This window comes from Deltaproteobacteria bacterium, from assembly GCA_020848745.1.
Classification (GTDB): domain Bacteria; phylum Desulfobacterota; class Binatia; order UTPRO1; family UTPRO1; genus UTPRO1.
Genome location: JADLHM010000001.1, coordinates 1 through 13,253, shown reverse-complemented (window position 1 = coordinate 13,253; position 13,253 = coordinate 1). Strand labels below are relative to the sequence as shown.

At 70.9% G+C, this 13,253-nt stretch carries 12 protein-coding genes; 7 read left to right on the top strand and 5 right to left on the bottom strand.

Features of this window, described 5'->3' with window-relative positions:
• The 3 genes from IT293_00060 to thrH form a co-directional block, all read right to left on the bottom strand.
• Nucleotides 1–1,694, bottom strand: a 1,694-nt coding sequence (locus IT293_00060; GenBank protein MCC6763030.1) for a hypothetical protein, incomplete at its 3' end; no start/stop codon positions are given.
• A gap of 115 nt (nt 1,695–1,809) precedes the next feature.
• A complete protein-coding gene (locus IT293_00055; GenBank protein MCC6763029.1) occupies nt 1,810–3,015 on the bottom strand; it encodes an acyl-CoA dehydrogenase family protein in 1,206 nt (401 codons plus the stop codon).
• Between the two features lie 15 nt (nt 3,016–3,030).
• Nucleotides 3,031–3,651: a bifunctional phosphoserine phosphatase/homoserine phosphotransferase ThrH gene (gene thrH, locus IT293_00050; protein MCC6763028.1), complete on the bottom strand. Its 621-nt coding sequence runs from the start codon at nt 3,649–3,651 to the stop codon at nt 3,031–3,033.
• A gap of 96 nt (nt 3,652–3,747) precedes the next feature.
• Between thrH and IT293_00045 the strand changes: the two genes are divergently transcribed.
• The 3 genes from IT293_00045 (at nt 3,748) to IT293_00035 (ending at nt 6,990) form a co-directional block, all read left to right on the top strand.
• A complete protein-coding gene (locus tag IT293_00045) occupies nt 3,748–4,590 on the top strand; it encodes a zinc metallopeptidase (GenBank protein ID MCC6763027.1) in 843 nt (280 codons plus the stop codon).
• Nucleotides 4,590–5,591, top strand: a complete 1,002-nt coding sequence (locus tag IT293_00040) for an aldo/keto reductase (protein ID MCC6763026.1) — start codon at nt 4,590–4,592, stop codon at nt 5,589–5,591. Before IT293_00045 ends, IT293_00040 begins: the two co-directional genes overlap by 1 nt.
• 106 nt (nt 5,592–5,697) lie before the next feature.
• On the top strand, nt 5,698–6,990 hold the full coding sequence (locus tag IT293_00035; protein MCC6763025.1) for a hypothetical protein: 1,293 nt from the start codon (nt 5,698–5,700) through the stop codon (nt 6,988–6,990).
• Between the two features lie 106 nt (nt 6,991–7,096).
• On the opposite strand, the gene IT293_00030 is transcribed toward IT293_00035, so the two are convergent.
• A complete protein-coding gene (locus IT293_00030; GenBank protein MCC6763024.1) occupies nt 7,097–8,062 on the bottom strand; it encodes a ferritin-like domain-containing protein in 966 nt (321 codons plus the stop codon).
• Nucleotides 8,063–8,101: 39 nt separating this feature from the next.
• Nucleotides 8,102–8,311, bottom strand: coding sequence for a ferredoxin (locus IT293_00025; GenBank protein ID MCC6763023.1), 210 nt, complete (start codon nt 8,309–8,311; stop codon nt 8,102–8,104).
• Nucleotides 8,312–8,587: 276 nt separating this feature from the next.
• Here IT293_00025 and IT293_00020 point away from each other — a divergent pair, with 276 nt between their 5' ends.
• From IT293_00020 to IT293_00005, 4 genes are all read left to right on the top strand, one after another.
• Entirely contained in the window at nt 8,588–10,147 is a 1,560-nt protein-coding gene (locus IT293_00020; protein ID MCC6763022.1) for a DUF4070 domain-containing protein, read from the top strand.
• A gap of 72 nt (nt 10,148–10,219) precedes the next feature.
• Nucleotides 10,220–11,158 (top strand): beta-lactamase family protein, encoded by a 939-nt coding sequence (locus IT293_00015; GenBank protein ID MCC6763021.1) that lies wholly within the window; start codon nt 10,220–10,222, stop codon nt 11,156–11,158.
• A gap of 337 nt (nt 11,159–11,495) precedes the next feature.
• Entirely contained in the window at nt 11,496–12,341 is an 846-nt protein-coding gene (locus IT293_00010) for an LLM class F420-dependent oxidoreductase (GenBank protein ID MCC6763020.1), read from the top strand.
• Nucleotides 12,338–13,075 (top strand): acid phosphatase, encoded by a 738-nt coding sequence (locus IT293_00005; protein MCC6763019.1) that lies wholly within the window; start codon nt 12,338–12,340, stop codon nt 13,073–13,075. The genes IT293_00010 and IT293_00005 overlap by 4 nt, the downstream gene beginning before the upstream one ends.
• Nucleotides 13,076–13,253 lie beyond the last annotated feature (178 nt).

Below are 13,253 nucleotides of genomic sequence, written 5' to 3'. Positions count from 1 at the left end.
GTGTTCGACGACTGGCCGCTCTCGATGTTCGCCGTGCCGCTGATCGAACCGTTGAAGCGATTCACCACGCAGGTCGTCACCCCGCCCGCGGCGAGCGGCAGATTGGACCCGAAGAACCACTGGCACGTGCCGGCGGCCGGGCAGGTGCCGCCCGGGCACTGGCTGTCGTTGCTGCACGTCGCGCCGTGGTTCGCGCCGCCGAAGCAACTGCGCGGCGTGCAGGTCGCGTCGGTCGTGCAGCGCCGCGACTGATCATTGGTGCAGCGGTGATTGTCGATCTGCCCGGCGCCCGCCTGCGGGTTGGCGATCGGACCGCTGATGGTGCAGACGCCGCACGGCCGGTTGATGCCGCTGCACCCGGAGAGCGCGAGCGTCACCTCGCCGTTCGAGATGATGGGCGCGCGGTGCGAGATGCCGGTCCAGCCGGTATCGAGCACGCTCGCCGGATCGTTCGCGTCGCCCGTGAACGTCACCTTGGTCGGACACGCGCACTGGCAGGTCGGGCTGCAGGTGAACGCGGCGCTCGTGTTCGCGCCCGCCTGGCAAGTGACGCCGGCGCTCGCGTCGCAGTCCTCGCCCGCGTCGAACAGGCCGTTGCCGCACAATCCCGGCGTCGGGGTCTGCGTGACGGTCGGGGTCGGCGCGAGCGTCGTCGCGGTCGGGGTCGGAGTGCGGGTGACGGTGGGGGTCGCCGTCGCGGCGCCGCTCGTCGGGGTCGCCGTCGTGGCCGGGGTCGCGGTCCGAGTCGGTGTCGTTACAGGCATGCCGAGATTGCACTCGGCGGGATACGCCGCGCCCCACGGCACCGCGGCACGATCGGCGCAGTCGACCTTGAACTCGGCGACGCAGTCGACGCAGTCGACGATGTCCTGCAGCGTCGTGATCCCGCCGGCGCAGGAGGCCCCGCCCGGGACGGTCACCGCGGGGCAGCTCGACGCGAAGCCGATCGTCGCCGCCGTCAGGTCGCTGACGCCGTCGCAGCGGCCGTCGTTGCCGCCGCAGGCATGACAGATGTTCGTGACCTTGCGCGCTTCCGCCTTCGCGATCGCGTTCGCGGCCCTGCCGTCGCCCGGCACCGGACACGGGCCGGTCGCCCGGCCCAGGTTGACGCTCGTCCAGCAATTCGCGAGCGCGAGCGCCTTGCTGCGCATGAAGGCGATCGCGCTGCGTCCGATCTCGCGCTGGCAGCGGTTCACGTCGCTGCTCGGCGCCGACGGCGCGAACCCGTCGTAGAAGAGCGACGCCGCCTGATCGATGGCCGCCCCGCTGATGCACTGGAGACACTCGACCACGTCCCCGCAATGCGCGACCGCCATGCCGCACGCGCCGTTCTCGAAGTTCGGACAGACCGCCCCCCAGCCGATCGCCCCCGGCGCGTCGTCGCCGTCGGGCGTGCCGCATACCTGATCGGCGCCGCCGCACGCCCCGGCGATCTTCGCGCGCATCCGGTCGGCCGCCTTGGCGATCGCCGCCGCGGCCCGCGTCTCGGTATGGCAGTCGGTCGATCCGGGCAGCCGGCCAAGCACGATGTCGCGCTCGCAATTCGCGACCGCCGTCGCCTTGCTCTGCAGGAACTTCGCCGCGTTGCGCACGACGGTGGCCTTGCAGCGCGTGGGCTCCGCGTGCGCGACGCTCGCCGCGATCATCAGGAGCGCGAGGGCTCCGCCGACGGAGATCCTGATCGGTGAACGCATGGGGAGCCCTCCTTGGGAGACGAGAAGACTTGGACCAAAGAGACCGGCACGCGGCGCGCCAGTCAATCCCGCACACTCGTGATCGGGCCGCCCCCGGGAAACGAGGCGCGCCGCGTCACACGTACTTTCGCAGCTCGAGCTTCGCGATCTGGTTCTTGTGGACCTCGTCGGGACCGTCGGCGAAGCGAAGGGTCCGGACCCCCGACCACATGCCCGCGAGCGGCGTCACCTGCGACACGCCCGCGCCGCCGAACGCCTGTATGGCGTCGTCGATCACCGCGAGCGCCATGCGCGGCGCCGCCACCTTGATCATCGCGATCTCGGCGCGCGCCACCTTGTTGCCGACGGTGTCCATCATGTACGCGGCCTTGAGCGTCAGGAGGCGGCACTGCTCGATGTTGATGCGGGCATCGGCGATGCGCTGCTGCCACACGTTGTGGTGCACGAGCTCCTTGCCGAAGGCGACGCGGGTCATGAGGCGCCTGCACATGAGCTCGAGGGCGCGCTCGGCGAGGCCGATCGTCCGCATGCAGTGGTGGATGCGCCCCGGCCCGAGCCGGCCCTGCGCGATCTCGAAACCGCGGCCCTCGCCGAGCAGCATGCTCGACGCCGGCACGCGCACGTTGTCGAACGACACCTCGGCGTGGCCGTGCGGCGCGTCGTCGTAGCCGAAGACCGAGAGCATGCGTTCGATCTTCACGCCCGGCGTGTCCATGGGCACCAGGATCATCGACTGCTGGCGATGGCGGTCCGGGCTGTCGGGGGCGGTCTTGCCCATGAAGATCATGATCTTGCAGCGCGGGTCGCCGGCGCCCGACGTCCACCACTTGCGCCCGTTGATGACGTAGTCGTCGCCGTCGCGGACGATCCTCGCCTCGATGTTGGTCGCATCCGACGAGGCGACGGCCGGCTCGGTCATCGCGAACGCGGAGCGGATCTTCCCCTGGAGCAGCGGCTCGAGCCACTGCTTCTTCTGCTCGGCGGTGCCGTAGCGGACGAGCACCTCCATGTTGCCGGTGTCGGGCGCCGAGCAGTTGAACGCCTCGGACGCGATCGGCGAGCGTCCCATGATCTCGGCGAGCGGCGCGTACTCGAGGTTGGTGAGCCCGGCGCCGAGCTCGCTCTCGGGGAGGAAGAGGTTCCAGAGCCCCGCGGCCTTCGCCTTCTCCTTCAGCTGCTCGACGATCGGCAGCGGCTGCCAGCGCTCGCCCTCGTTCGACTGGCGGAGCGCCGTCTCCTCGCTCGGATAGACGTGCCGCTCCATGAAGTCGCCGACGCGCTGCTGGAGAGCCCTCACCTTGTCGCTGTAGTCGAAATGCATGGGAAGCCTCGCGGGTCAGGCGGTCTGACGGTCGGCGGCCTCGAAGGCCGCGCGCAGCTCGTCGTACGTGCGCGTGACGGGGAATTGGGGGAAGTCGCGGATGACGTTGTCGGGCGGACGGAAGAGGATGCCGCGATCGGCCTCGTCGAGCATGGTCGTGTCGTTGTAGGAATCGCCCGCCGCCACGACGCGGAAGTTCAGGAGCTTCAAGGCCATCACGGCCTTGCGCTTCCCGTCGGCGATGCGGAGCGTGTAGTCGCGGACGCGGCCCGCGTCGTCGACGACGAGCGCGTTGCAGAAGAGCGTCGGATAGCCGAGCGCCGCCATGAGCGGCTGGGCGAACTGCATGAAGGTGTCGGAGAGGATGATCACCTGGGCCCGCGTCCGCAGCCAATCGAGAAACGCGGGCGCGCCCGCGAGCGGCCGCATGCCGGCGATCACCTTCTGGATGTCGGCGATGCCGAGCCCCTCGCGCTCGAGGATGGCGAGCCGGCCGCGCATGAGCGCGTCGTAGTCGGGCTCGTCGCGGGTCGTTCGGCGGAGCTCCGCGATGCCGGTCGCCTCGGCGACGCCGATCCAGATCTCGGGAACGAGGACGCCTTCGAGGTCGAGACAGGCGACGAGCGGCGCGGACATCGGCCGTGCGTACCAAGCACGGAAACGAGCTGCAACCGACGGCGCGCACCACGCCGCGAGCTTGCTCTCGCGCACCTGCCGCGCTAGCTGCCGGGCATGCGCTGGACCCCGGGCGGACGGAGCGAGGACCTCGAAGATCGACGCGGCACGGGCGGCGGCCTCCGCATCGGCGTCGGCGGGGCCATCCTGCTCCTCGTCCTGAGCCTCGCGACCGGCCAGAACTTCTTCTCGATCCTCGGCGCCGGGAGCGGCATCGACAGCGGCGGACGCGAGGCGAGCGGACCGTACCAGTCGTCACCCGACGAGGAGCAGCTCGTCGAGTTCGTCTCGTTCGTGCTCGACGACGTGCAGGGCACGTGGGAACAGACGTTCCCCGTCGCCGCCCGCAACTACCGCAAGACGAAGCTCGTCCTCTTCACCGACACCGTCCGCTCGGGCTGCGGCTTCGCCGAGTCGGCGATGGGCCCCTTCTATTGCCCCGCCGACGAGAAGGTCTACATCGACCTCGGCTTCTACCGCGAGCTGCGCGAGCGCTTCGGCGCCCCCGGGGACTTCGCGCAGGCCTACGTGATCGCGCACGAGATCGGCCACCACGTGCAGAACGTGCTCGGCCTCTCCGAGCGCGTGCGCGAGATGCAGCAGCGCCGGCCCGACGCCGCCAACCAGCTCTCCGTCCTCCTCGAGCTCCAGGCCGACTGCTTCGCCGGCATCTGGGCGCACTCGACCCGCCAACGCGACATCCTCGAGCGCGGCGACGTGGAGGAAGGCATCGGCGCCGCCGCCGCGGTCGGCGACGACCGCATCCAGAAGCAGGCCGGCGCGCGGGTGAACCCCGAGACGTGGACGCACGGCTCGTCCGAGCAACGCGTCGAGTGGTTCCGGCGCGGCATGGAGCGCGGCACGGTCGCGGACTGCAACACGTTCGCGACGATGCAGTGATCCCGCTCCGGACGCTCGGAGGCAGCGGGCTCACCGTGTCGCGGCTCGGGCTCGGGCTCGCCGCGGTCGGCCGGCCCGGGTACATCACGCTCGGCCGCGCCCGCGACCTGCCGCGCGAGCGCACCCCCGAGGCGCTCGCCGCGCGCACCGCCGAGCTCTGCGACGCCGCATGGGCGAGCGGCGTCCGCTACTTCGACGTCGCCCGCAGCTACGGCCGGGCCGAGGAGTTCCTGGCACGCTGGCTCGCCGCGCCCGGCGTCCCCGCCGGCGCGATGACGGTGGGCAGCAAGTGGGGCTACCGCTACACCGCCGGCTGGACCGTCGACGCCGCCGTTCACGAGGAGAAGGAGCTCTCGCTCGCCCGTTTCGAGCACCAGCTCGACGAGACGCGCGCGCTCCTCGGCGCACGGCTCGACCTCTACCAGATCCACAGCGCAACCGCGGAGTCGAGATGCCTCGAGGACGGAAAGCTCCTCGCCGCGATGGTGGCGGCGCGTCGCGCGGGCGCCTGCCGCGCGCTCGGCCTGTCGCTGAGCGGTCCCACCTCCGATCGGGCGCTCGCCCTCGCGCTCAGGGCGCGCGTGGACGGCGAGCGCGTCTTCGACGCGGTGCAGGCGACGGTGAACGTGCTCGAGCCCTCGCTCCTGCCGCTCCTCGCCGCCGCCCGCGCGGAAGGCGTCGGCGTGATCGCCAAGGAGGTGCACGCCAACGGGAGGCTCACCGAAGCGAACGACCGGGCCGAGGATGCGGTGCTCGTCGCCGGGCTCCGGCGGATCGCGGCCGCCGCCGGCGCGACGATCGCCGAGCTCGCGCTCGCCTGGGTCGCGGCGCAGCCGGAGATCGACGTCGCGCTCTCCGGCGCGGCGACCACCGAGCAGCTCGCGGGACACGTCGCCGCCGTCGGGCGCCCGCTCGCCGAAGGGGCGCGCACCGCGCTCCGCATGCTCGCCGAGCCGCCCCGAACGTACTGGGCGACGCGCGCGCGCCTGGCCTGGACCTGAGCGCGCGCGCCGGCGGGCCCGCCGCCGCACGCCCCTCCGGAGGGCGGCTCTCCGATCGCCGCGCCGACGTTTCGACGGCGCCCGGTCGGTGATACGTCGGACGCGCATGGCCGCGCCCTCCCCACCCGAGTCCGTCGACCCGTTCGAGACACTCAACCAGAGCTGCCATTGCATCGCCGTCGACGCGGCGAAGCTGCGCGGGGCGCTCGAGTCGAGCGCCCTCACGCACGGCATCTACGACGACATCCGGCGCGACCGGCCGCACCTCTTCTCGTCGAGCCCGGTGTTCCTCGCCCGCGCCCACCTCGACCGGATCGCGCGGATCGTCGCGGCGCTCGAAACGGTGATCGCCTCGGCGCCGTTCGGCGAGTGGACGCGCGACCTCGCCCCGCCGATCGCGCACCGCGACCCCGGCCCGCGCGGCGTCTTCCTCGGCTACGACTTCCACCTCGGACGGCGCGGCCCGGCGCTGATCGAGATCAACACCAACGCGGGCGGGGCGCTCCTGAACACCGTGCTGGCGACGGCGCAGCAGGCGTGCTGCGCCGACGTCGAGACGGTGCTGGGAGCCGCGACCTCTCCTGCGGCGCTCGGCGACGCGTTCCTCGCGATGTTCCGCGCCGAATGGCGGCGCCAGCGCGGCGACGCGCCGCTCGGGTCGATCGCGATCGTCGATGAGGCGCCCGCCGAGCAGTACCTCTACCCCGAGTTCCTGCTGTTTCAGGAGCTCTTCCGACGCGCCGGGCTGCGCGCGACCGTGACCGACGTCGCCGCGCTCCGCCACGAGGGGAGCGCGCTCGTGGCCGGCGGCGAGCGCATCGACCTGGTCTACAACCGGCTCACCGACTTCCTCCTCGCGACCCCCGCGAGCGCCGCCCTCCGTGCCGCCTACGAGGCCGGCCACGTCGTCCTGACGCCGAACCCGCACGCCTGGGCCCGCTACGCCGACAAGCGCCACCTCACCGTCTTCTCCGACCCGGAGCGGCTGCGCGGCTGGGGCGTCGCGCAGGACGCGATCGCCGTGCTCGCGGACGGCGTGCCGCGCACGATCGCGGTCGACCCGGCGCGCGCCGACGAGCTCTGGCGCGATCGCAAGCGGTGGTTCTTCAAGCCCGTCGAAGGGTACGGCAGCAAAGCGGCCTACCGCGGCGACAAGCTCACGCGCGGGACGTGGGACGCGATCCTCGCGCGCCCCTACGTCGCGCAGGAGATCGTCCCACCGAGCGAGCGCACGATCCGCATCGAGGACCGCGAGGTGCCGCTCAAGCTCGACGTCCGCGCCTACGTCTACGACGGCGCCGTGCAACTGACCGCGGCGCGCCTCTACCAGGGGCAGACGACGAACTTCCGCACCGCCGGCGGCGGCTTCGCGCCGGTGTTCACGGAGCGGGCGTCCTGATCGCCATCGCAACGCACCGCGTGACGGGCGCGGGAGCGACGTCGTCGCGGAGTGCTTCGACGCCACGCCATGAGATGCCTTCCCCTCGGCCTCGCCGGTCCCCGGGCTACTGGATCAGCTCCATCTCGCGGTAGGCGGGCGCCGTCCGGTCGGTGATCAGCCCGAGCCGTTGCAGCTGCGGGATGACGTAGTCGCGGAACGGATTCGGCTGGCGCGCGCGGAACGCCGGGTCGAGGAACTTCGCCTGCATCTCCTTCATGGCGACGTCGGTGTCGATCCCGACCTCGCGGAAGATCGCGAACAGCGGCTCTCCGAACGCCATCTGCGCCTCCGGCGAGCACAGCATCCGGAGCGCGGCCACGGCGAAATCCTCGACGCGGGTGCGCGCATCCTCCGACATCCGCGGCAGCTCTTCCTTCATGTAGATGAGACCGAACGACACGTGGCGCGCCTCGTCCTGCGCCGTGAGATCCACGACGCGGGCGAGGACCTCGTCCTTCGTCCCGGCCTTCATGAGCTTGAAGGAGCCCATCGCGAGGCTCTCGGCGATGACCTGCATGCCGACGCATTTCATCTGCCAGAGCTCCGCGCTGATGACGGCGTTCAGCAGGCTCTTGAGCGGCGCCATGAGCGGGTAGACGCGGTCGAGGCGCTGGATGTAGCGGTGGAAGACCTCGACGTGGCGCGCCTCGTCGACGACCTGCGTCGAGGCGTAGAACTTGCCGTCCATGTCCGGGATCACGTCGACCAGCTGACCGCAGCACAGCATCGCGCCCTGCTCGCCGTGCAGCATCTGGGAGAGGGTCCAGGCCGAGCGGCGCTTGTCGAGCTCCACCTTCTGGCGCGGCGGCAGGTCCTGAATGAATTGGAACTCCTTGAGCGGATCGCCCCCCGGGCCGGGGATGACGCCGACCGCCTCGGGATCGGTCTCGAGGTGCCACGGTACGTCCGTGGCCGCATTCCATTGCTGCTTCTTGGCGACCTCGTACAGGTCGCGCAGGGCCTTCACGTTGGCGTCGTAGTCGAACTTCCAGAGCGTCCGAATCGGAACCACGATCTCGTCGAGCGTCATGACCACCTCTCTCGTTGCGGCGAGCCCACGGTGGTGCCGTCAGCTCGGTTCGAGGGGGTGGAGAGCCCCCATGGGACAGTAGTCGGCCGCCTCCTGACACGCCGACGTTTCCGCCTCGTCCGCCGGCTGCTTCACGACGGTGGCGACGACCCCGCCGGCAGGCATCCGGAGGTTCTCCGGCGCCCGCTTCTCGCAGAGGCCGCAGCCGATGCAGTCGTCCTCCGCCACCTCGAAGCGGGCCCGGATCATCACGACAGCACCTGCCCCAACCGCTCGGTCGGCCGCCAGTGCGCGGCACCGGCAATGGCGATGACGGATGTCAGCGCCGGCGGAGGGTGGTCCCGAGCAGCGGGCGGTCGTTCGGTCCTCGGCCGCGCGATCGATACCGCAGTGGAAACGCTGCCGTCAGCATCGATTGACTCCCCCGAACCGAGCGGCCACATAGGAGCGTCGGTCCGACCCGACCCCCCGGGTGCCGCGCAACGAAGTCGATTCCCCCGTGCGTCGGAGAGGAAGGGAGGCGTCGTGAAGATCCATCTGGTCACTCCGCGGAACCCCGAAAGCTTCTGGACGTACGACCGCATCCTCCCGAGCCTCGGAAAGAGCTGCATCTTCCCGAACCTCTCGATGCCGACGGTCGCGGGGCTCACGGGGCCGGAGCACGAGGTCACCCTCTGCGACGAGAACGTCGAGGAGGTCGATTTCGACGTCGAAGCCGACATCGTCGGCGTCACCGGCTACATCGTGCACAAGCAGCGCATGCTCGAGATCGCCGACGAGTTCCGCCGCCGGGGCCGCTTCGTCGTGATCGGAGGACCGTACGCCTCGCTCTGTCCCGAGGAGCTGCACGGGCGGTGCGACGTGCTCTTCGTGGACGAGGCCGAGGAGACCTGGCCCCGATTCCTCGCCGACTTCGAAGCCGGGCACTGGTACGCCGAGTACCGCCCGCGCGAGAAGCCGGACCTCACCGCTTCCCCGACGCCGCGCTTCGACCTCCTGAAGGTCGACCGCTACCACGCGATGACGATCCAGTTCGCGCGCGGCTGCCCCTTCAACTGCGAGTTCTGCGACATCATCGTCGTCTACGGGCGTCGGCCGCGCGTGAAGTCGGTGCCGCAGGTGATGGCGGAGGTCGAGGAGTGTCATCGCCTCGGCGCGACGCAGGTGTTCCTCGTCGACGACAACTTCATCGGCAACAAGAAGCACGCCAAGGAGCTGCTGCGCGCGATCGCCGACTGGAGCGCCGCCAACGACCATCCGATGCACTTCAACACCGAGGTGTCGTTGAACGTGGCGCAGGACGCGGAGCTGCTCGAGCTCCTGCGCGCGGCCCGCTTCACGACGATCTTCATCGGCATCGAGAGCCCGCGGAAGGCCTCGCTGCTCGAGACCCACAAGACGCAGAACATGCGCGGCGACCTGGTCGAGAACGTCCGCAAGATCCAGGAGTACGGCATCCAGGTGCAGGCCGGCATGATCGTCGGCTTCGATCACGACGACGAGTCGATCTTCGCGGAGCAGCTGCGCTTCATCCAGGATGCGCGCATCCCCGTCTCGATGACCGGCATGCTGCAGGCGATGCCGAAGACGCCGCTCCACGACCGCATGGCGAAGGAGGGTCGGTTGGTCGCCGAGTCGGTGGGAGACCAGTTCATCTTCTCCAACATCCTCCCGAAGGCGATGAGCCGGATCGAGTTCTACAAGGGCTACCGTACGCTCATCGCCGATCTCTACGAGTTCCGGAACTACCGCCGGCGCACGCTCGAGTTCATCCTGAACCGCGGCCGCCAGGTCGGCGACGGCTTCCGGGTGCGGAAGGACGAGTGGATGCTGCTCGGCCGCATCCTCCGGGACACGGTGGTCGCGGCGAGCCCGCGCCGCGCCTGGTTCACGCTGTCGCTGCTCGGCACGACGCTCTGGAAGAACCCCTCGCGCCTCGCCGACGCCATCGGCTTCGCGATCGTGCACAAGGGGCTCTACGAGTACATGCAGCACGTCGACCGCCACCTCGAGCGCGTGATCCGCGAGATCGAGGAGCGTGGCGAGGCGCTCGGCGTGTCCACACTCGCGCGCGCCGGCGCGTAACGGACGACTCGAGGCCCTCGGCTGACCTCCCTGGCGACGCACGGTATCCACGGCTGGAGCGTCGGAGAGGTCGTGCGGCGGGCCACGCGGCGCTCCCTCGGCGCCTACCTCCGCGAGGAGATCGCGGCGCCGCTCGGCCTCGACTGCTGGGTCGGCCTGCCGGCGGCCGAGCTGTCGCGCGCAGCCCGCATCCTCCCCCCGGAAGCCCCCGGGCTCTTGTCGTGGATCCCCGCCGACTCGCTCATGGAGCGCGTGATGAGCGGACCGTCCGGCCTCTTCGCGTACGACGAGATGTGGAATCGGCCCGAGGTCCTCGCGGCGGAGATGCCGTCGTCGAACGGCGTCACGAGCGCGCGCGCCCTGGCGCGGCTCTACGCGACGTGCGTCGGCGAGATCGACGGCGCCCGGCTGCTCGCCCCCGCGACCGTCGCCGCCGCCACCCGCGTCCACGCCGAGGGACCCGACCGCGTGCTGCTGCTCCCGACGCGCTACGGCGCGGGGTTCATGCTATCGCCGATGCTGGCGCCGGCCTGCGGCCCGCGCGCCTTCGGGCACACCGGAGCGGGCGGCTCGCTCGGATTCGCGGACCCGGAAGCGCAGGTGGCGTTCGGATACGTGACCACACGTGCCGGTCGTGCCCGTCGTGTCGCACGGCGGACACGACTCCCTCATCGTCGTCACGCGCGGCGAATGGATCGGGCGGCTCCTCGGCATGCAGCGGATTCGCACGCCGGTGTTCCCGCTCGTGCTCCAGATTCCGTGGGGCCTGTCGGTGGCCGGTCTGCTTGTCGAACATCTTCACGTCGCTCGCGACCGACGTCGTCGACCCGATCGCGCGCCTGCGGGCGATCCACGAAGGCATGCAAGCCGACAAGGCGCAGCATGAAACGCTCGGACCCGAGCTCTATCGCGCATGGGCCGAATACGCGCCGCCGCGGCTGCTCGGCTGGTGTGTGCGGCAGTACTCGCGGTGGCGGATCGCCGATCGCCATCGCCCGCCCGTCAACCTGATCGTTTCGTGCGTGCCCGGACCGCGCGAGTCCCTCGGCTGGTCCGACGGCCGCCTCGCAGCGATCTACTCGGTCGGCCCCATCATCCAGGGCGCCGCGCTGAACGTCACGGCATGGAGCTACCTCGGGCGCCTCTACGTCGGCGTGCTGGCCTGTCCCGAGCTGCTGCCCGATCCGCATCTGGTCAGCGAGGGTCTGCACGAGGCCCTGACCGAGCTCTGCACGGCGTTGCAGAGCGCGGCCGCATGACCGGGCGCCCGACTCCCCTCATCGTGCCGCCGAAGTGGATTCGAAGCGGAACGTCCGCTACGTGAGTCCGCCAGAGGAGGGTGGAAGTCATGCACTTCGGCATCCTGATGTTCGCGGCCGACTACGCGATCCGTCCCGACGAGCTCGCGATCGAGGCGGAGGCGCGCGGCTTCGAGTCGGTCTTCTTCCCCGAGCACACCCACATCCCGGCGAGCCGGCGGAGCCCCTATCCGGGCGGCGGCGAGCTCCCGAAGGAGTATGCGCGCACCCACGACCTCTTCGTGACGCTGGCGGCGGCCGCCGCCGTCACCAAGAAGATCAAGGTCGGTGCCGGCATCTGCCTCGTCGTCGAGCGCGATCCGATCACGACCGCGAAGGAGGTCGCGAGCGTCGACTTCCTCTCGAACGGCCGGCTCCTCTTCGGCATCGGCGGCGGCTGGAACGCCGAGGAGATGGAGAACCACGGCACGGCCTTCAAGACGCGCTGGAAGCTGCTGCGCGAGCGCGTGCTCGCGATGAAGGAGATCTGGACGAAGGACGAGGCCGAGTTCCACGGGGAGTTCGTGGATTTCGACCCGCTGTGGTCGTGGCCGAAGCCCGTCCAGAAGCCGCACCCGCCGATCCTCATGGGCGGCGACACCCCGAGGGCGCGCCAGCGCGTCGTCGACTTCTGCGACGGCTGGATCCCGATCGGCTTCAATCCCGACCAGATCCTCTCGGGTACGAAGGACCTCGCGGAGCGCGCCCGTGCCGCCGGCAAGCGGCCCGAGGATTTCCCCGTGTCGGTCTTCGGCGCACCGCCCGACCCCGAGGTGATGCGGCGGTTCGCCGGGGCCGGCGTCACGCGCGTGAATCTCTGGGTCCCCCCGAAGCCGCGCGCCGAGGTGCTGCCGATCCTCGACGGCTACGCGAAGCTCGCGGCGACGCCGCTGTGAGCGGCGCCCACCCGAACGCCGTCCTCCGCCGCGCGCGCCGCGGCGTCGCGCTCGCCCTCGCCGCCGCGGCGCTCGGCTGCGCGCCCGCGCGCCAGCCGGCGCGCCCCGCTCCCGAGCGCTCCGCGGCGGTTCCCACGCTCTACGAGACGCAGCGGCGCATCACGGAATACCTCGACTCCGGACGCTACGAGGCCGACGTCGCGCGCGTCGTCGCGACGGCCTCGGCGTGGCTCGACGAGCGCGCGCCGCTCGTACGACGTCCCGCGATCGTCCTCGACGTCGACGAGACCGCGCTCTCCAACTGGGGCGCCTACCGCCTGAACGGCTGGGCGCGCATCGTCCACGGACCCTGCGATCTCGAGCACGGGCCCTGCGGCATCCGCGCCTGGCAGGGCATGGCGGGCGGCGTCGCGATCCTCCCGACGCTCCGGCTCGTCGAGCGCGCGCGCGTACTCGGCGTCGCCGTGTTCTTCCTCACCGGACGGCCGCCGGACGTGCGCGCCGTGACCGAGCGCAACCTCCGCGAGCAGGGATTCACCTGGGATCGTCTGATCATGCTGCCCGCCGACAAGCAGTTCCGGAGCGGGGTCGACTTCAAGGCGCCCGAACGTCGGCGCCTCGCCGACGAGGGCTACACGATCCTGCTGAGCCTCGGCGACCAGCAAAGCGATCTCGACGGCGGCTTCGCCGAGCGCACGTTCAAGCTGCCGAACCCGGTGTACTACCTGCCCTGACGCCGGAGGCCGCCGCCGCGCTTGCCTCCGCGCCGCCCGGGCGCTAGGAGGCTGCGCCACGGATCGGTTTCGGCTGCGAATCGCGATCCATCCGCGATCGACGGCGTCGCGCGACCCTCGGCGTATCGCACAGATACGCGGTCGGGTCGCGCTCCTTGCGCTCGCGGCGGCTCACGGT